This window comes from Rhodopseudomonas palustris (assembly GCF_013415845.1).
Taxonomy (GTDB): Bacteria; Pseudomonadota; Alphaproteobacteria; order Rhizobiales; family Xanthobacteraceae; genus Rhodopseudomonas; species Rhodopseudomonas palustris_F.
Map to the genome: position 1 here is coordinate 2,136,599 of NZ_CP058907.1, position 25,720 is coordinate 2,162,318.

Genomic DNA, 25,720 nt, shown 5'->3' on the forward strand with positions numbered 1-25,720 from the left:
ATCTTGCATTGCAGCATGGTTCCGCGCTGGACTTCCGCGCGCGCCGCTGAGCTGACCTCCCCGCGGCAGAGGGACGATCGCTATTCCCGGCTTGAACCGAGCGATGGCATGTGATCGGTGGGCACCGCGAAGCGGCAGGAGACTTCCAGTGAGCGTGACCCAGCAACAGATCCTCGACAGCCTGGCCAAGGTGGCGACACCGCGTGGCGTGCCGCTGACCAAAGCCGGCGTGCTGTCGGAGATCGCCATCACCGACGGCAAGGTGTACTTCTCGATCAACGTCGATGCGGCTGAGGCGCGGGCTTGGGAGAGCGTGCGCAGCGATGCTGAAGCAGCCGTGCGTGGCACCCCCGGAGTGAAGAGCGCGCTGGTCGCGTTGACTGCCGAGCGTCAGCCGGGCAGCGCGCCGACGCAGCGGCCCGGCGTGGCGCCGGTGTCGGCGCATCGTCCGGCTGGTGCGCCTGGAGCAGGCCTGCCGAAACAGGCGGGCATTCCCGGCGTCGGCGCGATCATTGCGGTGGCGTCGGGCAAAGGCGGCGTCGGCAAATCGACCACTGCGCTCAATCTCGCGCTCGGCCTCCGCGACCTCGGCCTCAAGGTCGGGCTGCTCGACGCCGACATCTACGGTCCGTCGGTGCCGCGGCTGACTGGCATCAACGAGAAGCCGCAGCTCGACGACAGCCGCCGGATGATTCCGATCGCGCGGTTCGGCCTGTCGATCATGTCGATCGGCTTCCTGGTCGACGAAGAGGCGCCGATGATCTGGCGCGGTCCGATGGTGATGTCGGCGATCACGCAGATGCTGCGCGATGTCGACTGGGGCAAGCTCGACGTGTTGGTGGTCGACATGCCGCCCGGCACCGGCGATGCGCAGCTAACGCTGGCGCAGACCGTGCCGCTGAAGGGGGCGGTGATCGTCTCGACGCCGCAAGATCTGGCGCTGATCGATGCCCGCAGGGGCCTGGCGATGTTCACCAAGGTCAATGTCCCGGTGATCGGCATCATCGAGAACATGAGTTACTTCCTCTGCCCGGAATGCGGTACCCGGTCCGACGTGTTTGGGCACGGCGGAGCGCGGCACGAGGCCGAGCGACTCGGCGTGCCGTTCCTCGGCGAAATCCCTCTGCACATGGAGATTCGAGCCACCTCGGATGCCGGTCGGCCGGTGGTCGAGAGCGAGCCGAACGGGCCGCATGCGACGATCTATCGCGCGATCGCCGGTAAGGTGCGCGACCGGATCAACAGCCTCGCAACGAATTGATGCGCTGCGAAGTGATCGCGCCGACTCGGCGGTCGCGCTGACAGGCGCGACTGCCCGCAGCGCGTGGTGATCACGCTGGAATTTCCGCCTTCGACTTTGGTTGAATCTCAGTTATCTACTCGGTCGCGACGTTTTATGCGGATCACCATCCGTGTTAGAGACGCTTCGCCACCAACGGCTCCGCGGTTCGCCTTTTTTTGGTCGAGCGCGCATGGAATCCGGGAAAACGCCGGCAACAAGGAGATGCCTTATGAAACGTCGTGACTTTCTGAAAGTGTCAGCTACCGGCGCTGCGGCAGCGGCCGCGGTGGCTTCCCCGGCGATCGCGCAATCGTCGCCCGAAGTGAAGTGGCGGCTGACCTCCAGCTTCCCGAAGTCGCTCGACACCATCTATGGCGGCGCCGAGTATCTGGCGAAGCAGGTCGCCGAGATGACCGACAACAAGTTCCAGATCCAGGTGTTCGCGGCGGGTGAAGTCGTCCCCGGCCTGCAGGCGCTGGATGCCACGTCCAACGGCACCGTCGAGATGTGCCATACCGTGTCGTACTACTACGTCGGCAAGGACCCGACTTTCGCGGTGTTCGCGTCGGTCCCGTTCGGCCTCAACGCCCGTCAGCAGAACTCCTGGCTGTATCAGGGCGGCGGCAACGAGCTCGCCAACGAGTTCTACAAGAAGTACGGCCTGGTCGGCTTCCCCTGCGGCAACACCGGCACCCAGATGGGCGGCTGGTTCCGTAAGGAGATCAAGACCGTTGCCGACATGAGCGGCCTGAAGATGCGCATCGGCGGCATTGCCGGTCAGGTGCTGCAGAAGGTCGGTGTGGTGCCGCAGCAGATCGCCGGCGGCGACATCTATCCGGCGCTGGAAAAGGGCACCATCGACGCTGCCGAGTGGGTCGGTCCGTACGACGACGAGAAGCTCGGCTTCCAGAAGGTCGCGAAGTACTACTACTATCCGGGCTTCTGGGAAGGCGGTCCGACCGTGCACGCCTTCACCAACCTCGAGAAGTTCAACCAGCTGCCGAAGAACTATCAGGCGATCCTCGCCAACGCGGCGGTGAACACCAACACCTGGATGAACGCGCGCTACGACATGCTCAACCCCACCGCGCTGAAGCGGCTGGTGGCCGGTGGCACGCAGCTGCGCCCGTTCTCCAACGAAATCCTGGACGCCTGCCTCAAGGCCACCAACGAGCTGTGGGGCGAAATCTCGGCGAAGAACCCGGACTTCAAGAAGGCGATCGACGCCATGCAGACGTATCGCTCCGACCAGTACCTGTGGTGGCAGGTCGCGGAGTACACCTTCGACAGCTTCATGATCCGCTCGCGCACCCGCGGCTGATCTGAACGCCTGAAACGAAAAGGCCCGGCCTCCGCGAGGAGGCCGGGCTTTTTTTGTTGCCGTTCGTCATAGGGAGGCGGGCGGAGCAACTTCACCGGCACTGCGAGCGAAGCGAAGCAATCCAGCTCAGGGCAGTGAACTGGATTTGCTTCGTCGCTGCGCTCCTCGCAATGACGGAAGTCGTACTCGATCAGAACTTCGGCGGGCCGAGATCGATCTGCGGCATCTCGATCTGCGGGATGTCGATCTTGACCTTGGACGGGTCGATGTCCCCCGCAACGCCCTTGTAGTGCATCACCATTCCGGGGAAGGCGATCACCAGGGCGACCATGATCAGCTGGATGATCACGAACGGCACCGAGCCCCAGTAGATCTGCCCCGTAGTGACCGGCGCCATCTGCTTGCCGCTGACGCGGTCGATATACGGCAGCTTCGGCGCCACCGAGCGCAGGTAGAACAGGGCGAAGCCGAATGGCGGATGCATGAACGAGGTCTGCATGTTGACGCCGAGCATCACGCCGAACCAGATCAGGTCGATGCCGAGCTTCTCCGCCGCCGGCCCGAGCAGCGGGATGACGATGAAGGCGAGTTCGAAGAAGTCGAGGAAGAACGCCAGCACGAACACGAAGGCGTTGACGAAGATCAGGAAGCCGAGCTGGCCGCCGGGCAGCGACACCAGCAGTTCTTCGACCCAGCGGTGGCCGTCGACGCCGTAGAAGGTAAGCGAGAACACGCGGGCGCCGACCAGGATCATGACCACGAAGGCGGTCAGCTTGGCGGTCGACTCGGTGGCCTGGCGGGTGAGGTCGAAGCTCAGCCGTCCCTTCATCAGCGCCAGCAGCATTGCGCCGGCGGCGCCCATCGCACCGCCTTCGGTCGGCGTCGCGACGCCGATGAAGATGGTGCCGAGCACCAGGAAGATCAGGCCGAGCGGCGGCACCATCACGAACACGACCTGTTCGGCGAGCTTGGACAGCAGCTTCAGCCGCAGCAGCCGGTTCAGCACCGCGATCACGAACGACAAGGCCACGGTGACCGACATCGTCAGCACGATGTAGTCGGCGCCCGACTTCACGTCGGTGAAGCCCATCGCCACGATGCCGGCGGCGGTCGAGGCGACCACCACCAGATACAGCGACATCGTCATGGTGCGGATGATGCCGATGAACGGGCGGAACAGCACCGCCGTCAGGATCACGAACCAGAAGCCCTGCATCACCAGCTGCGACAGGCCGACCTTGTCGAACGCCGGCTTGCTCCAGTCGAACGCGCCCCAATGCACGACGAACAGGTAGGCCGCACCGCCGGCCGACAGCGCCGCCAACGGCATGATCAGCGGGTGCCGTGCGGTCTCCGGCTCACGCAGCGTCTGCGCCTCGAGCGGCAGGCCGGGCGCCGCCTTCGGGGCGAAGATCGTGACCAGGAAGATGTAGAACGCATACAGCAGCGACAGCACGATGCCTGGGATGAAGGCGCCTTCGTACATGTCGCCGACCGAACGGCCGAGCTGGTCGGCCATCACGATCAGCACCAGCGACGGCGGGATGATCTGGGCCAGCGTGCCGGAGGCGGCGATGATGCCGGTCGCGACTCGGCGATCGTAGCCGTAGCGCAGCATGATCGGCAGCGAGATCAGGCCCATCGAGATCACCGACGCGGCGACCACGCCGGTGGTGGCGGCGAGCAGGGCGCCGACGAACACCACCGCATAGGCGATGCCGCCGCGGATTGAGCCGAACAACTGCCCGATGGTCTCGAGCAGATCCTCGGCCATGCCGGATCTCTCCAGCACCAATCCCATGAAGGTGAAGAATGGAATCGCCAGCAGCGTTTCGTTGTTCATCACCCCGTAGACGCGATCGGGTAGCGCCTGCAGGAAGTCGGGACGGAACAAGCCAAGTTCGATGCCGAGGAAGGCGAACAGAAGGCCGTTGGCGGCGAGCGAAAACGCCACCGGATAGCCCAGCAGCAGAAATACCACCAACGACGCGAACATGATCGGCGCCATGTAGTGGATCAACAGTGCGGTCATGCGGACCGGCCCCCCAATGCGATGACCACGAAGCGGCTTACTTTTTGTCGCCGCTGATGTTGAGTAACAGTCGCTCCGCTTCGAGCTCGGCGGCACTGTGTGCGGATTGTGCGGAAGCGTTGCTGTCCGGGATCGCGCCGACCATCATCGCGAGGCGTTTGATGATCTCGGAGATGCCCTGAATGATCAGCAGCACGCACATGATCATGATCAGCGCCTTGGCGGGCCATTGCGGCAGGCCGCCGGCGCTGAATGACTGCTCGTTCTGGTGATACGAGACCAGGAAGAACGGGATCGACCACCACAGCAGGATGATCGCGAACGGCATCAGGAAGAACACGTGGCCGATCATGTCGATCCAGCCGCGCACCTTGAGCGGGAGGCTGTGATTGATGATGTCGATGCGGATGTGTTCGTTGCTGAGCAGCGTCCAGGGCGAGCACAGCATGAACACCACGCTGAACAGCACCCACTGCAATTCCAGGAACGAGTTCGACGACATATCGAAGAGCTTGCGGACCACGGCGTTGACTGCCGAAATCGCTACCGCCGCCACGATCAGCCAGGACACCCAACGGCCCACAACCGTGTTGAAGGCGTCGATCGTCCTGCTCAGTCCAAGCAATGCTCGCAACGCTCGGTCTCCTCCCGGTTCGTCCGGCCTGCGCGATTACAACGCGAAGCGGCTTTTTGTAGCCGAGGGCTCGCGAAGCGTGCGCACCAAACCAGCGCGTCACCGTTCCGTCAATTGGAAAATGGCAATCAGGAGCGCTGTTCAGCGGAATGATTAGTCGCAGGTGGGAGCGCTTAGCCGCCGGTGACGCTCATGTGCCGGCTGACGCTCGGCCGGTTATGGCGGCGGTCGATGATGAAGTCGTGGCCCTTGGGTTTTGAGCCGATCGCCTGATCGATCGCGGCGCTGAGCAGGGCGTCGTCGGCGGAAGCGCGCAGCGGGCGTCGCAGGTCGGAGGCGTCCTCGTGGCCGAGGCAGGTGTGAATCGTGCCGGTGCAGGTAATCCGCACCCGATTGCAGGATTCGCAGAAATTGTGCGTGAGTGGAGTAATGAAGCCGAGCCGGCCGCCGGTCTCCTCGACACGGACGTAGCGGGCCGGCCCGCCGGTGGAGTCGGGCAGGTCGGTCAGCGTGTAGTTGGCGGAGAGCCGGGCGCGGATCAGCGACAGCGGTACATACTGATCGATCCGGCCTTCGCCAATTTCGCCGAGCGGCATAACTTCGATCAGCGTCAGCCCCATGCCGAGGCCATGCGCCCAGCGCATCAGCGACGGGATCTCGTCCTCGTTGGAACCCTTCAGCACCACGCTGTTGATCTTCACCGCAAGGCCGGCGGCGCGGGCGGCATCGATGCCGGCTAGTACCCGGTCGAGATCGCCCCAGCGGGTGATCCGGCGGAACTCGTCCGGGTCGAGCGTGTCGAGCGAGACGTTGACGCGGCGGACGCCGCAGTCGGCCAGCTCCGCGGCGAAGCGGGCGAGCTGCGAGCCGTTTGTGGTGAGGGTGAGTTCGTCGAGCGCGCCTGTCTTCAGGTGCCGGGACAGCGACCGCACCAGGGACATCATGTTGCGGCGGACCAGCGGCTCACCGCCGGTGAGGCGCAGCTTGCGCACGCCCTTGGCGATGAAGGCCGAGCACAGCCGGTCGAGCTCTTCCAGCGTCAGCAGGTTGGCGCGGGGCAGGAAGGTCATATCCTCCGCCATGCAGTACACACAGCGGAAGTCACAACGGTCGGTAATGGAGACGCGCAGGTAGTCGATGGTCCGCCCGAACGGATCGGTCATCGGCCGATCCACGGTGGTTGGCGGAGTGATCGCGGCGCTGGTCATGCGGCGTGCCCTGTCGCGGTCGCCGCCAGTCGCGGCAAATGTCTCCGCACTATCTAGGCACGATCAGCGGCGCGCACAATCACGCGCCGTGATGCGCTGCAATATGTCAGCGCGCTGCCGGAGCAGGGAACGGCGAGCCCGCGGCCGGAGCTTCGGCGGCCGGCGCCGCAGCGGCGGGCTTCGGCTTGCGGGGCTTGCGGACTTGGCGCGCCTTGCGCGACGGCTTGGCGGACTGCAACTCGGCGGTCACCGGATTCGGCGTCACCGTCGTGGTGCCTTCCGACATGAAGCTGCCTGGCGCGACCGAGACCTGCACCGGAACCGTCGTGGTCTGGAACTTGTCCAGCGAGAAGGTCACGGTGAAATCCGACGGCGGCACTTTGATCGAGCAGGGGGTCTTACAGCTCTGCCCGGTGGAGGCGACGGCGTCCGCACCCGGCGGCACCGAATCGAGCTGAACAGTGACGTCGGGCGGGGTCGACTTGAAGGCGTCGGACATCGACGCGCAGCCCCCCAGCGAGAGCCCTGCCAGGGCGATGACAACAAGATGACGCATGATACTCCCATCCGTTCAGTGCGGCCAACGGCCACAGTCCCGCGCGGACCATAGGAGCCTGCCGGAACGCTGGCAACTGCGCGTCCAACAAACTTAAGAGTTAGTTAACGCGACCTGTTAGCGAACTGAATTTCGCCACAATTTCAAAGGTATCGCCTTCGGGTCAGCGTCGCGGCAGCAGCCGACCGACCGCGTGCGGCAGCTCGCGCATATGGCCGACCAACAGGTCCGGCTGGAGCTCGGCGATCGGCACTTCGGTGTAGCCGAATTCGACCCCGATCACCGGCACGCCGGCCCGGCGCGCGACACCGACATCCGGTCCCGCGTCGCCGACCATGATGGCCGCCGACAGGTCGCCGCCGGCCTTCGCCACGGTCTCGCGCAGGATCGCCGGGTCAGGCTTGGCAACACCGAAAGTGTCCGCGCCGCAGATCGCCGCAAAGCGCGGGCTGAGCCCGAGCCGGTCGAGCAGCAGCTTCGACAGCCATTCGAGCTTGTTGGTGCAGACCGCAAACCGGTAGCCGCTCTCCGACAGCTCGTCGAGCGTCGCTTCCAGCCCTTCGAACGGGCGCGACTCGTCGGCGATGTGGGCGGCGTAATAGTCGATGAAATCGACGGTGAGGCGATTGACGTCGTCCTGCGCGATCACCCGGCCGTCGAGTTCGAGGCCACGTTCGAGCAGGCGGCGAGCGCCTTGTCCGATCATATTGCGCGCGACGGCCATCGGAACGGCCGGCATGCCTTCGCGAACGAGGATGAAATTCAGGGCGTTGATCAGGTCGGGCGCGGTGTCGATCAGCGTGCCGTCGAGATCGAAGACAACAATGGGAGATGCGGTCATGTTCGACCGCTAACCTTCTCTGCGGGTTTCTGCAACCGTTTGGCGATGCTCGACCCCAGAATCCGTGCTGTTCGCCGCGCCCAAACGCCGCTAGATATGCCCGCGCCGCGCCGGGGACAGCAAAGGGGCGGAAACGGGGTAGGCCGGGTCATGGACAAGGAAGAGTTGAAGCGGCGGGCTGCGGCGCGGGCGCTGGAAGAGGTGCGGGGCGGAATGAAGCTCGGCCTCGGGACCGGCTCGACGGCCAAGCATTTCGTTGAACTACTTGGCGAAAGGGTGCGGCTCGGGCTCGAAATCATCGGCGTGCCGACGTCGGAAGTGACGCGCGCGGATGCCGAGCGTTGCGGTATCCGGCTGACGAGCCTCGACGAGATCGACCGACTCGACATCACCATCGACGGTGCCGACGAGGTCGACCACCATCTCGACCTGATCAAGGGCGGCGGCGGGGCGCTGCTGCGCGAGAAGATCGTCGCCGCGGCTTCGGATCGCATGATCGTGATCGCGGACGAATCCAAGCTGGTCGACACCCTTGGCCGCTTCCCGCTGCCGATCGAGGTGATCCCGTTCGGCCTCGGCGCCACCCGCCGGGCGCTGCAGAATGCCTTCACGGCCGCCGGCTGCGACGGCGAATTAAAGCTCCGGCCCGGCAAAGACGGCCATGCTTTCGTCACCGATGGTGGCCACTGGATCCTCGACGCCCAGCTCGGGCGGATACCCGATGCTCCTCGTCTGGCCCAGTTGCTGTCCGTGATTCCGGGCGTAGTCGAGCATGGGTTGTTTGTCGGAATGGCGAGCACCGTCGTGCTGGCAGGGGCCGACGGAATTCGAACCATCGAACGCGCGTGAGCGCCGATCATCTCAGGAGAATTGGAATGAAATATCTGTCGAAGGCATTGCTGGCCGCCGCGTTGGTGTTCGGCGTCGCTCTGGTCGGCCATCAGGCTCAGGCGCAGACCAAGCAGCCGTCGCCGGCTGCGATCGCGTCCGCCAAGGAGATCCTGGAGCTGAAGCGGGCCGGCGGCATCTACGCCCAGGCGGTGCCGAACATCATTCAGCGCACCATGGACACGCTGATGCAGAGCAACCTGAACTATCAGCAGGACCTCAAGGAGGTCGCGGTGGTGATCGCCAAGAAGCTGGCGGGCCGCGAGAAGGAAATCGGCGACGGCATGGCGAAGATCTACGCCACCGATTTCACCGAGCAGGAGCTCAAGGACCTGGTCACCTTCTACAAGTCGCCGCTCGGCCAGAAGCTGCTCACCCAGGAGCCGAAGTCGATTGCCGAAAGCATGCAGTTCATGAATCAGTGGGCGCAGAAGTTCGCCGAGGAAGTGAACGGCGAATTCCGCGCCGAGATGCGTAAGCGCGGCAAGAACATCTGATCGACCAGAGAGGCGAAATGGCTGACTTCGACGCGGACCTGTTTGTCATCGGCGGTGGCTCTGGCGGCGTGAGAGCCGCACGAATCGCCGCCGGCTACGGCGCCCGCGTCGTCGTCGCCGAAGAGTATCGGTTCGGCGGCACCTGCGTGATCCGCGGTTGCGTGCCGAAGAAGCTGATGGTCTACGCCTCCCAGGTTCACGAAGAGATCCGGGATGCGGCCGGCTTCGGCTGGAGCATCCCGACCGCGGAATTCAACTGGTCGACGCTAATCGCCAACAAGGACAAGGAGATCGCGCGGCTCGAGCAGATCTATGCGAACAACGTCGAGAAGGCGGGCGCGCGCACCATCAAGGCGCGCGCGGTGTTCGACGATCCGCACACACTGTTGCTGTCGACCGGCGAAAAGGTTCGCGCCAAGACGATCCTGATTGCGACCGGCGGCGCGCCCAATCACGGCAAGCCGATCCCCGGCATCGAGCACGTGATTTCGTCCAACGAGGTGTTTCACCTCCCGCAGCAGCCGAAGCGCATCCTGATTCAAGGCGGCGGCTACATCGCGCTGGAATTCGCCTGCATCTTCGCCGGCCTCGGTTCGGACGTCACTTTGGTGTACCGCGGCGACAACATCCTGCGCGGCTTCGACGAGGACGTCCGTACTCATGTCCGCACCGAGATGGAGCGGGCAGGGATCACCATCATCACCGGCTGCACCGTGACGGCTGTCGAGAAGCTCGGCGAGGAATACACCTCGCATCTGTCGAGCGGCTCCAGCATCGCATCCGATCAAGTGATGTTCGCGATCGGCCGGCATCCGGCGGTTGCCAATCTCGGCCTGGAGAAGGCCGGCGTCGCGATCAATCCGGACAATGGCGGGATCGCCGTCGACGACCACTGCCGCACCTCGGTGCCGCACATCTATGCGGTCGGCGACGTGACCCACCGCACCAATCTGACCCCGGTGGCGATCCGTGAGGGCCATGCCTTCGCCGACAATGTGTTCGGCGGCAAGCAGATCCAAGTCGACTATTCCTACGTCCCGACCGCAGTGTTCTCGCAGCCGCAGGTCGGCACCGTCGGGCTGACCGAGGCCCAGGCGCGGGCGCAATACAGCGTCGTCGACATCTACAAGACCGATTTCCGTCCGATGAAGGGGACGATGTCCGGCAGCCAGTCGCGCGTGCTGATGAAGCTGATCGTCGACGGCACCACCGATCGTCTGCTCGGCTGCCATATCGTCGGGCCGGATGCCGCCGAGCTGGTCCAGGTGGTGGCGGTCGCGATGAAGATGAAGGCCACCAAGGCCGACTTCGACGGCACCATGGCGCTGCACCCCACCGCCGCCGAAGAACTGGTGACGATGCGCACCCGCACCGCGCGCTACCAGCGCGAAGCCGCCGAATAGCCGGCCGCGGCGTCCCGGGCCTTGCCGAAATTTCAGGCGGGCCCGCCTCGCCAACAAAATAGGCTTTTCCCGCAAGGGGTTGTATTCTGCCCCCTGATTTCCAACTAGCGGTTGGCAGGGCTGCTGTGTATAACGCGCCCGCCGCGACCCATTTTTAACTGGCGGCTTGTTTCTTCAGGAGTGGCCTATGTCCGAACGCTGGACACCCGATAGCTGGCGCGCCAAGCCGGTGCAGCAGATGCCGCAATATCCCGACGCGAAGGCGCTTGCGGATGTCGAGGCGCAGCTCGCGAGCTTTCCGCCGCTGGTGTTTGCGGGCGAGGCGCGCAACCTGAAGAAGGCGCTGGCCACGGTGGCGGCCGGCGACGCTTTCCTGCTCCAGGGCGGCGATTGCGCCGAGAGCTTCGCCGAGCACGGCGCCAACAACATTCGCGACCTGTTCCGCGTCTTCCTGCAGATGGCGATCGTCTTGACCTACGCCGGCGCCTCGCCGGTGGTGAAGGTCGGCCGCATCGCCGGCCAGTTCGCCAAGCCGCGCTCCGCTCCGGTCGAGAAGCGCGACGGCGTCGAGCTGCCGAGCTATCGCGGCGACATCATCAATGACGTCGCGTTCACCGAGGAAGCCCGCGTACCCGATCCGCGCCGGCAGATCGAAGCGTATCGGCAGTCGGCCGCGACGCTCAACCTGCTGCGCGCCTTCGCCAAGGGCGGCTACGCCAGCGTCGAGAACGTCCATAGCTGGATGCTGCAGTCGGTGAGCGACAGTCCGCAGTCGAAGGCCTATGCGGATCTCGCCGATCGCGTTTCTGGCGCGCTGGATTTCATGCGCGCCTGCGGCCTGACCTTCGCGGTCGATTCCTCGCTCGGCACCACGGATTTCTACACCAGCCACGAAGCGCTGCTGCTCGGCTACGAGCAGGCGATGACCCGCGTCGACTCGACCACGGGTGATTGGTACGCGACCAGCGGCCACATGCTGTGGATCGGCGACCGTACCCGCCAGCTCGACCACGCCCATGTCGAGTATTTCCGCGGCATCAAGAATCCGATCGGCCTGAAGTGCGGTCCGTCGCTCAAGACCGACGAACTGCTCAAGCTGATCGATATCCTCAATCCCGACAACGAGCCGGGGCGGCTGACGCTGATCGGCCGTTTCGGCCATGAGAAAATCGGCGAGCACCTCCCGGCGATGGTTCGCGCCGTGAAGCGCGAGGGCCGGACCGTGGTGTGGTCGTGCGATCCGATGCACGGCAACACCATCACGTCGAACTCGGGCTACAAGACCCGGCCGTTCGATCGCATCCTGTCGGAAGTGCGCTCGTTCTTCGCGGTCCATGCCGCGGAGGGGACGCATGCCGGCGGCGTGCATCTGGAGATGACCGGCCAGAACGTCACCGAGTGCCTCGGCGGCGCCCGCGCCATCACCGACGAAGACCTCAACAACCGCTATCACACCGCCTGCGATCCCCGGCTGAACGCTGAGCAGTCGATCGACATGGCGTTCCTGATCGCGGACCTCCTGAAGCAGGGCAGGGCCGGCAAGGCCAGCCCGCTGCAGGCGGCGGCCGGCCTCTGACCGGCGCAGCGATCACGATCCGCTACGCGATGGCCGGGCTCGTCCCGGCCATTCGCATGTTCGAGCTTCCCTCAACGAGGCTGCCCGCGGCCGGCGTGGGCGTGATGACGGAGATCAGAGGCGTGAACCCGTGCTGAGGTTCTGGCGGGCGACGATCAATTCGTGGCGCGGACTGAAATTCGCGATCCGCTCCGAGCAGGCGATCCGCGAGGAGCTGGTTGCGCTCGTGCTCGCCGTTCCGGCCGCCTGGCTGATCGGCACCACGGCGGCACGCCGGGTCGAACTCGTCGCGGTGGTTGCGCTGGTGATCGTGGTCGAGCTGCTGAACACTGCGATCGAAAAGCTGGCCGACCGGCTCACCACCGAACACGACCTCCAGATCGGCCGGGTCAAGGACATGGGATCGGCCGCGGTCGGCGTCGCGCTGGCAATCGCCGGCTTGTTCTGGCTGTTCGCGCTCGCCGAGCGGTTCGGGCTGATCTGACCGGCCGATTGCGAAGCCTGCCGGCTGTCGCTAAATCTCGGTTATGACCGAAGCCGCCCGCCTGACGATCTCGCTCGCCCAGCTCAACCCGACGGTCGGCGACATTGCCGGCAATGCCGACAAGGCGCGCGATGCGCGCCGACGCGCGGCGGCCGATGGCGCCGATCTTGTCGTCTATCCGGAGCTGTTCATCGCCGGCTACCCGCCGGAAGATCTGGTGCTGAAGCCGGCGTTCCAGGCAGCCTGCCGTGCCGCGATCGAGGACCTGGCGCGCGAAACCGCCGACGGCGGCCCGGCGATGCTGATCGGCTCGCCGTGGGTCGATAACGGCAAGCTGTACAACGCCTGCGCGCTGCTCGACGGCGGCCGGATCGCGGCGATCCGCCATAAGGTCAATCTGCCGAACTACGGCGTGTTCGATGAAAAGCGGGTGTTCGCCCGCGGCCCGGTGTCGGGTCCGGTGACGATCCGCGGCGTCCGGATCGGCGTGCCGATCTGCGAGGACACCTGGCTCGAAGAGTCCGAAGACTACGAGAACGTGGTGGAGTGCCTGGCCGAAACCGGCGCCGAGCTTCTGGTCGTGCCGAACGGCTCGCCTTACGCGCGCGGCAAGAACGACATGCGGATGTCGGTGTCGGTGGCGCGCGTCACCGAGAGCGATCTGCCGCTGGTCTACGTCAATCAGGTCGGCGGTCAGGACGAACTGGTGTTCGACGGCGCGTCGTTCGTTCTCAACGCCGATCGCACATTGGCGGCGCAGCTGCCCGGCTTCGTCGAGAGCGTCACCACGCTGAGCTTCGTGAGGGGCGCGGCGGGCTGGCGCTGCGACGGCCCGGTCGCACCGGTGATCGAGGGCGATGAGGCGGACTACGCTGCCTGCGTGCTCGGCTTGCGCGACTACGTCCGCAAGAACGGCTTCCCCGGCGTGCTGCTCGGCATCTCTGGCGGCATTGACTCGGCGCTGTGCGCGGCGATCGCGGTCGATGCGCTCGGCGCAGATAAGGTTCGCGGCGTGATGCTGCCGTTCCGCTACACCGCGCAGATCTCGCTCGACGATGCCGGCCGCCTCGCGAGCGCACTCGGCTTCGGCTACGAGGTGCTGCCGATCGCGCAAGCCGTCGAAGGCTTCGAGGCGATCCTGGCGAAGCCGTTCGCGGGGCTGGAGCGGGACATCACCGAGGAAAATCTGCAGGCGCGCACCCGCGGCACGCTGCTGATGGCGATCTCCAACAAAACCGGCGCGATGGTGGTGACCACCGGCAACAAGTCGGAAATGAGCGTCGGCTACGCCACGCTGTACGGCGACATGAACGGCGGCTTCAACCCGATCAAGGACATCTACAAGACGCAGGTGTTCCGGCTGTCGTCCTTGCGCAACCGCTGGAAGCCGGACGACGCGCTCGGCCCTGACGGCGAGGTGATCCCCGAAAGCATCATCATCCGCCCGCCGACCGCGGAGCTGCGCGAAAACCAGACCGACCAGGATTCGCTGCCGCCCTACGACGTGCTCGACGCCATCCTGGAGCGTCTGGTCGAACGCGAGGAGCCGCTGGCGAGTATCGTCGCCGACGGCTTCGATAAAGACACTGTGGTGCGGATCGAACGGCTGCTCAACATCGCCGAATACAAGCGCCGCCAAGCGGCGCCAGGCGTCAAGGTCACCCGCAAAAACTTCGGCCGCGACCGCCGCTACCCCATCACCAACCGTTTTCGCGACAAAGCGGAAGTACTGCCGGCGCCGGACGAGGCATTGGTGACGAAGGTTGGGCGGGCGTCGAGCGAGGCGTTCGAGGGGTAGGGGTAAGTTGCGGGCGCGCGGACAGCCGACGCTTTCGCAAGCGTCGCGCGCTCGGTTTGTTTGACGTGCAACTGACCTGCTGAGCGTGGCGATAGCCAATCGACTGCGGATCGCGTCGGCGCTCTGCGAAGCAGACCCAGCAGGATCAGTTGGTGAGTACTGCAATTGACCCGAAGCGGACCTCGCGGGCGAAACTGGTGCGGCACGCCTCAGTGATTTCGGTCAGCGAGTGTCGTCGCCTCTGTCGACGCGCTCACTTCTGATTTTTGATGACGAAGTCGATCGCCTGGATGACCTTCTTGCCCTTATTCGCCTTGCAATGAACGATGACCTCGTGGATGCCCTGCTTTACACGATCGATCTTGATCGTGTTGTGCTTACCAAGGCCGTTATACCAGCCGCTGTACCAAACACCCAGGAAGTCCGCGTCTTCTTGATAGGTCCCGGCAAGCTGGGCACAGGTGAGCTCCTGAACGTGAATGTAGCCCTTGCTGTCGGCATAGGCCGTCAGCGGCGTTTGAGCTTCTGCCGCGCTCGAGACCAACGTCAATGCGCAGGAAATTGCAAACACGATCCTCGTCATTTCGGCTCCTCATTTGTCAAGCGTCGGACCCCGTCTAGCAACGGGCCGAGGAGGCAGCTACTCAGTAACCGCAATGCATTGCGTTCGGCGTCGTCCAGCGCCGGAAAGCGTCCTCACTTCCGGACTGCCGTCGCAGCCGTTACAGATGCTGGGATGACTCACGTCTCGTGAGGCGCCGCAACCAGAATGGTCGGTGCCGATGACGGGGCGACCAGCCAGCTTCGCAGTCAGGACGATGCAGGGCTCCTGGCGCGCGACAGCGTGGCCGACGGCGCTTCGCCGAACGCCTTCTTATAATAGCCCGCGAAGTGACCAAGATTGCCAAAGCCGCAGGAGAGCGCGACCGATGTCACCGAAAGCGCCGGATCGGCGCCGGCCAGCATCTGGCGGGCCCGTTCAAGACGAATGCGCCTGACGAACTCCATCGGGGAATAGCCGAACTGCCCGCGGAAACTGTGGAAGAGAGTCCGTACGCTCACTCCGCTCACCCGCGCCAGCATCTCCACTGTCAGCGGCTGGTCCCAGTATGCCTCGAGATAGTCCGCCACCTTATGGACCGGCCGCCTGCCGGCAGCGGCGGCCTCGCTCATCAGCAATGGAGTGTAGTTGCTCTCATTGGCGGTCAGGAAAGACAGGATGATCGCCTGCTCGAGCTCGGTCGTGATTTGCTGATGATACCCACCGTCGTGTCGGCCCAGCCGCTCGACGAGAGACATCAACTGCTCCCACAGCCTGCGCGCCGACGTGCGCCGAAGATTCGAAGTGGGCTTGAAGATGATCGGTTGACTGAGCGGGGCGCCGATCAGCGCCTCGAGGTTGGTTGCGACCGACCGCTGTGAAACGTTCAGAATGAGCTGCTCGAAATCCGGCGCGTATTTGAGCGTCACCGGCCGAGTTGCGGAGGCAACGAAGGCGCGGTGCCCCGCGATGTCTGAGCGGAGTCGGCCCGTGCGGGCTTCAGCGCTGCCGGCGTAGGCGAACACCAGCGAATGCGTGTTGTTGTACGGGACGTCGATGGTGATGCCGGTGCCGTGCCGTCCATAGGTCAGAGCAATATCGCTCAATTCACATCGACTGGCCTCCGCATTGAGTGCGCCGTCGGGATTGTCCAATTCAAACCGGATGCCCGGATAAAAACGACCAACCTCGTGCTCCAGAAGTTCGATGCTTCCCGTCTTCACATGGCGAAAAGAACTGAGCGGGTTGGCATGAACGTCGGCGCCACGGGCATGCATTCGAACACCTGTATCGTCGTTGCAAAAGCAATCAGTGTATCAGTCCTGCATATCGCGATTGCGACCGACCGGCAATCCGCGACTCCTGCAGACGGTGAGGACTGCCGCTATTCCATGTTCTGATAATAGCGCCGGACAGAGTAATGGCGGAGCTATACTCGATTTCGAGAACATCCCGAGCGCCGCGCAGCGACTGATTGAAGCGCGTGGACATACATAGCTGTGGACCATTGTGGCGTGGCGCCGGCTTGTCTGAGCGCGATGATCAGAAAGTGGCGCGAAAGCTCGTATTGTGTACTTCCCGCATCGTCGAGGCGCCTGCAGCGAACCGAAGGCGTCCCCGGCGCCGGATCGAATCTCGCGCTGACTTGAATACTCGCCAGGGCTGAGAAGGCGGGTTAGTACGACTTGCGATCTATCTCGCCCGCGCAGCAAATACGCCAAGCGCTACCGTCTTGGAGGACGGCACTCATCAACATTGCGGTTACTGAGTAGCGGCATCAAGCCGCCGCTCTAACTTGCGACGGAAGGCGTTCGCGCTTCCATCCGTCGTTAGGAGCTTTGATGTCGACACCAGCCTCGATCTTCGTTCTCGCCATCGTGGTCTGCGCTGTGGCCGTCACCGGCGCCGACGCCCGTCCGGTCGACCGCCATCACCATCACCGCGTTCATCGGCACCACCACGTCCATCGTGACGTTGTCGTGGTCGCGCGACCGGTTCGCCCGTGGGTTCGGCGCCCGTATTACGGGACAGTGGTCGCCGGGGTCGCTCTTGGAACGCTCATCGTTGCGAGCTCGGCCCCACCGGCGCCTTCACCGACCTTGTGCTGGTATTGGGCCGATGCAGCGCAAAATCGCGGGTATTGGGACTACTGCAAGAAGCCGAAGTGAGGCCCGCCAAACATCCGCCGCTCATCTCCTGAACGGCGCCGCGCGCTCGATACGATCGCTACTCATTTCCTGCCGCTTTCGCCCGACCAACCATCGCTTTTCGATCTGAGCCGCCGCCCGAAGCAGGCCGGATCGCCAGCCGCCAAGGCCGACCTGGAGGATGTCCATGACTGACCAAACCAACAACACCGCACTGGGGTCGCGCCGCGACTTTCTCGGCCTCGCGATGGGCGCCGTCGCCGCCGGCACGTCGTCCACGGTGCTGGGGCCGACGACGGCCGCCGCGCAGGCGCAGCCGGGCGGCGGGAGCCTGCCGCGGAAGCGATCGTCGCGGCGGCCGAACATCGTCTTCATCTTCAGCGATCAGGAGCGATTTGCATCGACGTGGCCGAAGGGCCTGTCGCTGCCCGCTCACGAACGCCTGATGCGGACCGGCACCACGTTCCTCAATCACTATTGTCCCGCGGTCATGTGTACGTCGTCGCGCGCGGTTCTCCTGACCGGTTTGCAGACCGCCGACAACCGCATGTTCGAAAACTGCGATGTGCCGTGGGTCGGCAACCTCTCGACCAAGATTCCCACTGTCGGCCACATGCTTCGCAAGGCCGGCTACTACACAGCCTACAAGGGCAAATGGCACCTCAATCGGAAGTTCGATACCCAGGAAACCGATCGGCTGTTCACCAAGGAGATGGACGACTACGGCTTCTCCGACTATTTCTCGCCGGGGGACATCATCGGCCACACGCTCGGCGGATATCAGTTCGATCCGCTGATCGCCTCGAGCGCGATCACGTGGCTGCGGCGTAACGGACGGCCGCTGACCGACGACGACAAGCCGTGGGCGCTGTTCGTCAGCTTGGTCAATCCCCACGACATCATGTACTTCAACACCGACCGTCCCGGCGAGAAGGTGCAGGATACGGGGACGCTGATCAAGCATGCGGCCCGTGCGCCCGAGCATGAAATGTTCAAGGCGACCTGGGACGTCTCGGTGCCGAAAAGCTACAAGGAGCCGTTCGACGCGCCGGGCCGTCCGAAGGCCCACGGCGAATTCCTGCAGATATGGGACTACGTCCTCGGCCATATTCCGCCGGAAGAAGAACGGTGGCGGCGATTCCACGACTACTACGTCAACTGCACGCGATCGGTCGACGGGCAGGTCGACCGGATTTTGCAGGAGCTCGACGCGCTCGGTCTGACCGACAATACGGTGATCTGCTTCACCTCCGACCACGGCGAGGCGGCGGGCGCCCACGGTCTCCATGGCAAGGGGCCGTTCGCCTATGAGGAGACGGTCCACCTGCCGTTCTTCATGGTCCATCCCGACGTTCGCGGCGGTCAGGACTGCCGCGCGCTGACGGGACACATCGACGTCGTGCCGACGCTGCTGTCGATCGCCGGCGTTTCTCCTGAAAAGATCGCCAGCATCGCGGGGCGGCAGCTGCCCGGGAAGGATTTTTCGTCGGTGCTGACGAATCCCTCCAGCGCGGACATCCATGCGGTGCGCGATGCGATCCTCTTCACCTACAGCGGCCTCGGTGCAAACGACGCGACGCTGTGGAAGACGGTCGCCGAGGCCCGTGCGGCCGGCAAGAATTCGGCCATGGCCATTCTCAAGCAGGGCTTCAAGCCCGACATGAAGAAGCGCGGCAGCCTGCGGTCGACCTACGACGGACGCTACAAGTTCACGCGCTATTTCGCCCCGGCCGAGCGCAATCGACCGACCAATCTCACCGATCTCTACAAACACAACGATGTCGAGTTGTTCGATCTGCAGAACGATCCGGAGGAAATGAACAATCTGGCGATCGACAAGGACGCCAACGCGTCGCTGATCTCCACGATGAACGACAAGCTGGAACGCGTGATCAAGGCCGAGATCGGCGTCGACGATGGACGGGAGATGCCCAACATCCCGCTGATCGAGTGGAATATCGATCGTCCGGATCTGTAGGCGAGGCGACGTTGGGGCTGGGGGAGATCAAGTACATGAACAAAGTGAATTCGGTGGCGCTGCCTGCGCTGTTGCTCGGGGCGGTCGTCTGTCTCGGCGGGACGGCCGCTCGTTCGGACGAAGCGGGCGTGAGCATGTGGCTGCCCGGCACATTCGGATCGATGGCTGCGGTGCCGACCGCTCCGGGATGGTCCGCGGCCGGCGTCTACTACCATACGTCGCTCAGCGCGGGTCGCGAGGTCGCGACCGCACGGGAAGTCCAGATCGGGCGGTTCACCCCGAGCGTGAATGTCGGGCTTTCGGCCGATCTCAATGCGACCGGCGATCTCTTCCTGCTGGCCCCGACCTACACCTTTGCCACGCCGGTGCTGGGTGGGCAGGCTTCGGTGGGATTCACGAGCGTGATGGGGCGCGCGAGTGCCGGACTGAATGCGACGCTGTCGGCAACGATCCCGCCGTTCAACGTGATCCGTTCGGATTCGATCAACGATTCAGTGTCGGGCGTCGGTGATCTGTATCCGGTCGCCAAGCTGAAGTGGAATCAGGGCGTCAATAATTGGATGATCTATGCGACCGGCGATATTCCCGTCGGTGCGTATAACCGCAGCCGCATCATCAATCTCGGCATCGGCCACGGCGCGATCGATCTCGGCGGCGGCTATACGTACTTCAATCCGAAGGCGGGGTCGGAGTTCTCCGTGGTGATGGGCTTCACCGAGAATTTCAAGAATACGTCGACGGACTACAAGAACGGTCTCGATTTCCACCTCGATTGGGCCGTGTCGCAATTCGTATCGAAGCAGTTTTTCGTCGGCGCGGTCGGCTATGCGTACAATCAGCTCACCGGCGACAGCGGAACGGGTGCGAAACTCGGCCCGTTCAAATCGCGTGTCGAAGCGGTCGGTCCCCAGATTGGCTACCTGTTCCCGGTCGGCGACATGCAGGGCGTCCTGAATTTGAAGGGCTATTGGGAGTTCGACGCGCAGAACCGGGCGAAGGGTTGGAACACCTGGTTGACATTCGCCGTCTCCGCCCCGCCGCCACCGGCCGGTGCGAGCCTTCCAACCAAATAGCCGGGCGGCGCTCGGTTGGCGGCTGCGCGCGAAGTTACTGCGCGCGCCGTCCTGCATGATCAAGCGGCTGATCAGGGAGGCAGCCGCACTGGACCGAATTAGTGAGGGCGTTGCGCGCGGCTCTTGCCCACGATCCTTTGCTAGCAAAGCAAGGGAGTGATCGATTGTTCGCGTTTGGCCCTTAGCGGCCGTGCCGCGTTTTTGGATTTGTTGACCGCTTTCTTGGACATCCAGCGCGCGCCATCGATCGCCTCTCAACTCATCTCTGCCCAGTCCTCGATCCGCAATGGTGAAGGCACGCGGCTGAAGGCCTTGTCGCGCGTGACCAACGTTGCGTTTGTCGCAGCGGCATGGGCAGCGATCATCATGTCGAGAGGAGAGAGTGTGACGCCTTTGGCTTCGCAGACTGCGCGCAGGTCGGCGTAAGTCTTCGTCACCTCGTGATCCCACGGTAGGACGTCGACGCGGAGTAGAAATTCTCGGACGCGTTCGGATAACGCGGTGGGATAGCCGCGCTTAGCCAGGCCGTAGAGGAGTTCACCTTCTGTGATCGATGAGATGACGACGTCCGAGATCGGCAAAGCGACTAGCCGCTCGATGATCTCGCGCCGGTCGCCCCTGATGACATGGCTGGCGACGTTGGTATCGAGCATCCAGCCACTCATTCGGTCCAGCCTTCGAACGGATCGCGATCCTGCGGAAGCTGGCTACGGTCGGACGGTCCCAAGAAGTCGTCGGGTACATCCGCCGACTGGTGAAGCTGGAGTAGGCCGTCCCAGGAGTCCGGTTTTCGGGACAGAATGACATCGCCGGTCCGCGGATCACGGCGTACAAACACCTCGCTGCCCTCGAAGCGAAACTCCGCTGGCAGTCGGACAGCTTGGCTGCGTCCAGTTGTGAAAATCTTGGCGGTTCGAGACGTCACGGTGGCCTCCTACCGTTGATATGTATCATGATATATATCTTCCGGCAGGGAGTATCAAGGAAGGTTAGGGGCACGGACCCGCCACGATCTATGGTGGAGCTGAGCTTGCTTCCCAACGATCTTTGCCTCTGCCAGACTTTCCCCACGCCCGCGCAGACGGGTGGATTATGGAGGAACGTCATGCTGACACGGAGAGGATTTGCGGCAGTCGCAGGCTGTGCGATCTGCAGCATCGCGGGGTTCGGGGCGACCGAAGCGTTCGCGCAAGGTGCGGCCGCGACCACGGCGAACGGCGTTACGCGCAAGATCTTGAGCCGCACCGATGGCCCGGCGGCGGGCTATGAGACCATCATCATGGACGTGACGCTCGATGCCGGAGCGACCGTCGGCCGCCATACCCATCCCGGTATCGAGTCGACTTACGTGATGGAGGGCGAACTCGAACTTCCGATCCAGGGGCGGCCGACCCAGACCGTGAAGGCCGGCGATGCGTTTCAAGTGCCGCCCGACACGCCGCATGCCGGCGGCAAGCCGTCGCCCAGCAAGACGCGGCTGATGGTCAACTACATCGTCGAGAAGGGCAAGCCGCTGGCCAGTCCGGCTTGAGACGTCACGCAAGAGAGGCCGCCGTTTCGGCGGCCTCTTTTGGCTCGGAGAAGCGACGCGCCAAGCGCGACTACGCGTGATCGAGTGGAGCGGCTGTTACTGCGCCTTCGGCAGGAAGGTCGGGCCGACGCTGCGGATCTTGCCGGGGTCGTTCGACGCGGCCGCGGGCGGGGAGGCGGGTGTGTTGGTTGCCGGGGCGGCCTTGGCGCCGTTCTTGGCGGCGGCGCGCTGCGCCGGCGGCTGCGCCATGCGCTTGGCGCTCTCTTCGGTGACGATGATGTCGCCGTGCTCGGCGGCCGAGCGATCGTCGACGCCCTTCATCGCATCGGCCCAGGTCTGGTTCGCCGGCTTGCAGGTGCAGGACGGGTTGAACTCCTGGCGATAGCGGAATGCGTTCGGCAGCGCGGTGTAGGACTGGCCGTTGATCGACACCGCCTGGTTCATGTCCTGACCGGGATTGCGGTACGCATACAGCGACGCTTCGGACGCCGGGCACAGGCTCTTGCAGGTTCGCTCGTCGTCGCCGAACCGGCTCGGCACGGTGGCGAACGAGATCGGGAAGTAATAGCCGTCGCAGGTGCGGACGCAGACGGTGCGGTAGGTGCCGCCCTCGGTGTTGCCGTAGTCGGTGCCCGGCATGCCGACGCCGGGGGCACCGGCGTTGCCGCCGTTGAACAGATTATTGAGCAGGCCGCCGCTCTGCTGCGCGGCCGCGGCGTATTGCGGGCCGCAATTGTTCTGCGCCAGCGCCAGGATCACCGAGCGGCGCTGGCTTTCGCGGTCGTTGCCGCCCGGGCCGCCGCTGCGCAGCCGCTCCAGCGACGAATTCATCTGGTCGAGATTGCCGCGCATCTGCTGGATCTGGCTGTTGACCGGACCGCATTGCGCCGACTGGCCGCTGAACAGCGAGAAGAAGCCTGAGCTTTCGCAGCCCATCCGCTTCGCCTGCATGCTGACGCGGTCGAGCTCGGCCTGCTGGCGGGCGGCGGCGTCTTCGAAGCGGCGGATCTGGTCGGCGCGGGCCGGGTCCATGCTGCCGCGGTCGATCGAGGCGAGCTGCGCTTCCAGCCGCGGGCACATCGGATTGGCGGCGGGAGCGCCCGGTTGGCCGGCGGGGGGAGCCTGCTGGTAGCCCGGCGGATTGTAGCCCTGCGACGACGGATAGCCTTGCTGGGCGAACGCTGCGGAGGACAGCGACGTGGCGGCGACGATCAAGGCACCGGCCAGCCAGCGGAAACGGGTGGCGTTATCGAACATGTCGGGCATTCAGGAATCCGAGCGGGTGATGCCGGCGATCCGCCGAATCACATCCAGCAAATCCGCGCGATCGGGGCCGCGGAACGATCCCGTTGAAACCGCGACGTTGACCATTTCTTAGCCGCTTCTTTCGGCAGGGTCACGTCGTTTCCGGGGCGTCTCTGTGGCGATCCCCGCTGATCCGGCGTGGCTTTTCAGCGCTGGCAGGTGATCGCGACGTATTCGTTGCAGACCCCGTGGGCGCAGGCCGAGCTGCTGGCTTTCGGCACCGCGCCGGTGATTTCGTCCGGGTCGACCCGGCGATAGGCGACCGCCTGGGCGAATTCGCGCGACTGGCAGTAGGCCGCCGCCGCCGGCGCGCCGCATTTCTCGCCGCGGGCGAGGCACAGGTCGATGCCGTAGCCGTCCGGCTGGTTGGCGACGATGAAGACCCGGCTGTCGGCATAGGCCGCCGTCGCCGCAAACAGCGCTGCGCCGGCAAAGAGGGCAGGAATCAGTTTCATGGTGCACCAGGAACGAGGGGATGACCCCCGTCCGTACCCTGAAAAGGGTTAAGAAACGTTAACCATAGTGGCTATGCCGTGGGGCTAGGCGCCGATCGTGGCCAAAATCGGCCGAAGCGGGGCGGTTGGCGGGGGCTGGGGTCGGCGGTCGGATGGCGCGAAGGCGGGCGCGCGCCCCTCGGCGGCCCCGCGCTGGCGGGCATTCGATTCGCAGCCGAAAAGAACAATGTCCTCCGGCGATCGACGGACTTGACGGATTCGAGGGCGGTCGCCATGGTGCGGCGATGAACGGTTTCCTCGCTATTTGCATTCGCTGCGAGATTATTAGCTAGCTGACACGCTGGCTGAGGCCGTCTTTTCTCCTATCGAGAGCACTGGACGCCCGGCCGCAGGGGACGGGTATCCATGGAATTACGCCTTTACGATACGCTGACGCGGGACAAGCGGCCGTTCACGCCGCTCGATCCGGCCAATGTGCGGATGTATGTCTGCGGCCCGACGGTCTACGACTTCGCCCATATCGGCAACGCCCGGCCGGTGATCGTGTTCGACGTGCTGTTTCGGCTGCTGCGCCATCTGTATGGCGAGGCGCACGTCAAATACGTCCGCAACATCACCGACGTCGACGACAAGATCAACGACCGCGCCGCGCGTGACTATCCCGGCCTGCCGCTGAACGAGGCGATCCGCAAGGTCACCGAGCAGACCGAGCGGCAATTCCACGATGACGTCGATGCGCTGGGCTGCCTGCGGCCGACCGTCGAGCCGCGCGCCACCGAACATATCGGCGAGATGCGCAGCATCATCGAAAAGCTGGTCGCCGGCGGCTTCGCCTATGTCGAGCAGGACCACGTGCTGTTCTCGCCCGGAGCGATGAACGCAGCGAACGGCGTGCTGCCGCGCTACGGATCGCTCGCCAACCGCTCGCTCGACGAGATGATCGCCGGCGCCCGCGTCGACGTCGCGCCGTATAAGCGCGACGCCACCGACTTCGTGCTGTGGAAGCCGTCCAAACCCGGCGAGCCGTCGTGGCCGTCGCCGGCCGGCATCGCCACGCCGGGCCGTCCGGGCTGGCACATCGAGTGCTCGGCGATGTCGTGGAAGCACCTGGGCGAGACCTTCGACATCCATGGCGGCGGCATCGATCTGGTCTTCCCGCACCACGAGAACGAAGTCGCGCAGAGCTGCTGCGCCTTCCACACCGAGCGGATGGCGCAGACCTGGATGCACAACGGCTTCCTCCAGGTCGAAGGCGAGAAGATGTCGAAGAGCCTCGGCAACTTCATCACCATCCGCGAGCTGCTGGCGACGAACAAGTTCGGCGGCCGATCGTGGGACGGCGCGACGCTGCGGCTGGCGATGCTGAAGACGCATTATCGGCAGCCGATCGACTGGACCGTCGATGCGCTGCACGAGGCGGAGAAGGCGATCCTCGACTGGTCGGACTTCACCAAGGATGCGACGCCCGTTCGTTGCGACGAAGTCATCGCCGCGCTGACCGACGACCTCAATACGCCGAAGATGATCGCCGAGCTGCACGCGCTGCGCCGCGCCGGCAAGGCGGACGAACTCCGCGGTGCGATGCAGCTGCTGGGGATCAATCCGGTCGTCCGCGCTCCGGTCGATCTCGACGCGACCGCGAAGTCGCTGATCGAAGCCCGCACCGCCGCCCGCGCCAACAAGGACTGGAAAGAGTCCGACCGCATCCGCGACGAACTCGCCGCGATGGGTGTGGTGCTGAAGGACGGCAAGGATGCCGACGGCAAGCCGGTGACGACGTGGGAGCTGGCGCGGTGAGTGTCTTTTCCACGGTCGTCATGGCCGGGCTTGACTCGGCCATCCATCGAACAAACGACGCAACCATTGTTTCGATGATGGATGCGCGGGCCTTCGCCGCGCCGAAGGGGCTTCGGCCCCGCAGGCGGGTCGAGCCCGCGCATGACGTCGGTGTGTGTGGTGGGGCACTGCCTCACCCCGTCATTCCGGGGCGCTCGCGCAGCGGGCGAACCCGGAATCTCGTCGCTACAATCTCGGGATTCCGGGCCTGCGCCCTGCGGGCGCATCCCGGAATGACGAACGAGAGGGTGTTCGTTGCAGCTGATAGCTGGTTCGGCGCTGCTCCTTGTCACACCCGCGAATTCGCCGCCATGGCGACAGAGACCACGACCGC

At 64.5% G+C, this 25,720-nt stretch carries 24 protein-coding genes; 13 read left to right on the forward strand and 11 right to left on the reverse strand.

The genetic code is table 11. The annotated features are described in order from the left end of the window. The first annotated feature begins 148 nt into the window (after positions 1 to 148). Entirely contained in the window at positions 149 to 1,261 is a 1,113-nt protein-coding gene (locus HZF03_RS09800) for an Mrp/NBP35 family ATP-binding protein (protein WP_119017836.1), read from the forward strand. Positions 1,262 to 1,511: 250 nt separating this feature from the next. Then, entirely contained in the window at positions 1,512 to 2,603 is a 1,092-nt protein-coding gene (locus tag HZF03_RS09805) for a TRAP transporter substrate-binding protein (RefSeq protein WP_012495508.1), read from the forward strand. 190 nt (positions 2,604 to 2,793) lie between these two features. On the opposite strand, the gene HZF03_RS09810 is transcribed toward HZF03_RS09805, so the two are convergent. The 5 genes from HZF03_RS09810 to HZF03_RS09830 form a co-directional block, all read right to left on the reverse strand. Next, positions 2,794 to 4,635, reverse strand: a complete 1,842-nt coding sequence (locus HZF03_RS09810; RefSeq protein WP_012495509.1) for a TRAP transporter large permease — start codon at positions 4,633 to 4,635, stop codon at positions 2,794 to 2,796. 37 nt (positions 4,636 to 4,672) lie between these two features. Further along, a complete protein-coding gene (locus tag HZF03_RS09815; RefSeq protein WP_011157532.1) occupies positions 4,673 to 5,269 on the reverse strand; it encodes a TRAP transporter small permease subunit in 597 nt (198 codons plus the stop codon). A gap of 173 nt (positions 5,270 to 5,442) precedes the next feature. Continuing rightward, positions 5,443 to 6,477: a GTP 3',8-cyclase MoaA gene (moaA, locus tag HZF03_RS09820; RefSeq protein WP_119017837.1), complete on the reverse strand. Its 1,035-nt coding sequence runs from the start codon at positions 6,475 to 6,477 to the stop codon at positions 5,443 to 5,445. Positions 6,478 to 6,583: 106 nt separating this feature from the next. Then, a complete protein-coding gene (locus HZF03_RS09825) occupies positions 6,584 to 7,033 on the reverse strand; it encodes a hypothetical protein (RefSeq protein ID WP_011157534.1) in 450 nt (149 codons plus the stop codon). 163 nt (positions 7,034 to 7,196) lie between these two features. After that, positions 7,197 to 7,874 (reverse strand): HAD-IA family hydrolase, encoded by a 678-nt coding sequence (locus HZF03_RS09830; RefSeq protein WP_012495512.1) that lies wholly within the window; start codon positions 7,872 to 7,874, stop codon positions 7,197 to 7,199. A gap of 150 nt (positions 7,875 to 8,024) precedes the next feature. Between HZF03_RS09830 and rpiA the strand changes: the two genes are divergently transcribed. The 6 genes from rpiA (at position 8,025) to HZF03_RS09860 (ending at position 14,520) form a co-directional block, all read left to right on the forward strand. Continuing rightward, the gene (rpiA, locus tag HZF03_RS09835) at positions 8,025 to 8,723 is read left to right on the forward strand and encodes a ribose-5-phosphate isomerase RpiA (RefSeq protein ID WP_011157536.1); all 699 of its coding nucleotides are present in this window, start codon (positions 8,025 to 8,027) and stop codon (positions 8,721 to 8,723) included. Between the two features lie 26 nt (positions 8,724 to 8,749). After that, entirely contained in the window at positions 8,750 to 9,259 is a 510-nt protein-coding gene (locus HZF03_RS09840; protein ID WP_012495513.1) for a DUF2059 domain-containing protein, read from the forward strand. Between the two features lie 17 nt (positions 9,260 to 9,276). Beyond that, positions 9,277 to 10,662 (forward strand): glutathione-disulfide reductase, encoded by a 1,386-nt coding sequence (gor, locus tag HZF03_RS09845; protein ID WP_119017838.1) that lies wholly within the window; start codon positions 9,277 to 9,279, stop codon positions 10,660 to 10,662. Between the two features lie 187 nt (positions 10,663 to 10,849). Further along, positions 10,850 to 12,238, forward strand: a complete 1,389-nt coding sequence (locus tag HZF03_RS09850) for a class II 3-deoxy-7-phosphoheptulonate synthase (protein ID WP_011157539.1) — start codon at positions 10,850 to 10,852, stop codon at positions 12,236 to 12,238. Between the two features lie 130 nt (positions 12,239 to 12,368). After that, on the forward strand, positions 12,369 to 12,722 hold the full coding sequence (locus HZF03_RS09855) for a diacylglycerol kinase (protein ID WP_119017839.1): 354 nt from the start codon (positions 12,369 to 12,371) through the stop codon (positions 12,720 to 12,722). Positions 12,723 to 12,765: 43 nt separating this feature from the next. After that, positions 12,766 to 14,520 (forward strand): NAD+ synthase, encoded by a 1,755-nt coding sequence (locus HZF03_RS09860; protein WP_119017840.1) that lies wholly within the window; start codon positions 12,766 to 12,768, stop codon positions 14,518 to 14,520. 253 nt (positions 14,521 to 14,773) lie between these two features. On the opposite strand, the gene HZF03_RS09865 is transcribed toward HZF03_RS09860, so the two are convergent. Both HZF03_RS09865 and HZF03_RS09870 read right to left on the reverse strand, forming a co-directional pair. Next, positions 14,774 to 15,103, reverse strand: coding sequence for an HdeA/HdeB family chaperone (locus HZF03_RS09865; RefSeq protein ID WP_011157542.1), 330 nt, complete (start codon positions 15,101 to 15,103; stop codon positions 14,774 to 14,776). A gap of 227 nt (positions 15,104 to 15,330) precedes the next feature. Further along, positions 15,331 to 16,338, reverse strand: a complete 1,008-nt coding sequence (locus HZF03_RS09870) for a helix-turn-helix domain-containing protein (protein ID WP_119017841.1) — start codon at positions 16,336 to 16,338, stop codon at positions 15,331 to 15,333. 564 nt (positions 16,339 to 16,902) lie between these two features. Here HZF03_RS09870 and HZF03_RS09875 point away from each other — a divergent pair. The 3 genes from HZF03_RS09875 to HZF03_RS09885 all read left to right on the forward strand — a co-directional run bounded on the left by HZF03_RS09875 (position 16,903) and on the right by HZF03_RS09885 (position 20,259). Continuing rightward, complete coding sequence (locus HZF03_RS09875; RefSeq protein ID WP_165858103.1) at positions 16,903 to 17,229, forward strand: hypothetical protein; 327 nt, start codon at positions 16,903 to 16,905, stop codon at positions 17,227 to 17,229. A gap of 166 nt (positions 17,230 to 17,395) precedes the next feature. Then, positions 17,396 to 19,186: a sulfatase family protein gene (locus tag HZF03_RS09880; RefSeq protein WP_119017842.1), complete on the forward strand. Its 1,791-nt coding sequence runs from the start codon at positions 17,396 to 17,398 to the stop codon at positions 19,184 to 19,186. A 35-nt stretch (positions 19,187 to 19,221) separates the two neighbouring features. Continuing rightward, complete coding sequence (locus HZF03_RS09885; protein ID WP_119017843.1) at positions 19,222 to 20,259, forward strand: SphA family protein; 1,038 nt, start codon at positions 19,222 to 19,224, stop codon at positions 20,257 to 20,259. 254 nt (positions 20,260 to 20,513) lie between these two features. Here HZF03_RS09885 and HZF03_RS09890 read toward each other — a convergent pair whose 3' ends face one another. Together HZF03_RS09890 and HZF03_RS09895 are read right to left on the reverse strand one after the other, a co-directional pair. Further along, complete coding sequence (locus HZF03_RS09890; protein WP_011157547.1) at positions 20,514 to 20,924, reverse strand: type II toxin-antitoxin system VapC family toxin; 411 nt, start codon at positions 20,922 to 20,924, stop codon at positions 20,514 to 20,516. Continuing rightward, on the reverse strand, positions 20,921 to 21,184 hold the full coding sequence (locus HZF03_RS09895) for an antitoxin (protein WP_011157548.1): 264 nt from the start codon (positions 21,182 to 21,184) through the stop codon (positions 20,921 to 20,923). The genes HZF03_RS09890 and HZF03_RS09895 overlap by 4 nt, the downstream gene beginning before the upstream one ends. A gap of 180 nt (positions 21,185 to 21,364) precedes the next feature. Between HZF03_RS09895 and HZF03_RS09900 the strand changes: the two genes are divergently transcribed. Then, complete coding sequence (locus HZF03_RS09900; protein ID WP_012495520.1) at positions 21,365 to 21,790, forward strand: cupin domain-containing protein; 426 nt, start codon at positions 21,365 to 21,367, stop codon at positions 21,788 to 21,790. 96 nt (positions 21,791 to 21,886) lie between these two features. Here HZF03_RS09900 and HZF03_RS09905 read toward each other — a convergent pair whose 3' ends face one another. Both HZF03_RS09905 and HZF03_RS09910 read right to left on the reverse strand, forming a co-directional pair. Beyond that, complete coding sequence (locus HZF03_RS09905) at positions 21,887 to 23,056, reverse strand: DUF2865 domain-containing protein (RefSeq protein WP_119017844.1); 1,170 nt, start codon at positions 23,054 to 23,056, stop codon at positions 21,887 to 21,889. 185 nt (positions 23,057 to 23,241) lie between these two features. Beyond that, positions 23,242 to 23,550 (reverse strand): hypothetical protein, encoded by a 309-nt coding sequence (locus HZF03_RS09910; protein WP_011157551.1) that lies wholly within the window; start codon positions 23,548 to 23,550, stop codon positions 23,242 to 23,244. A 405-nt stretch (positions 23,551 to 23,955) separates the two neighbouring features. On the opposite strand from HZF03_RS09910, the gene cysS reads away from it, so the two are divergent. Then, positions 23,956 to 25,347: a cysteine--tRNA ligase gene (gene cysS / locus HZF03_RS09915; RefSeq protein ID WP_119017845.1), complete on the forward strand. Its 1,392-nt coding sequence runs from the start codon at positions 23,956 to 23,958 to the stop codon at positions 25,345 to 25,347. Positions 25,348 to 25,720: the final 373 nt, after the last annotated feature.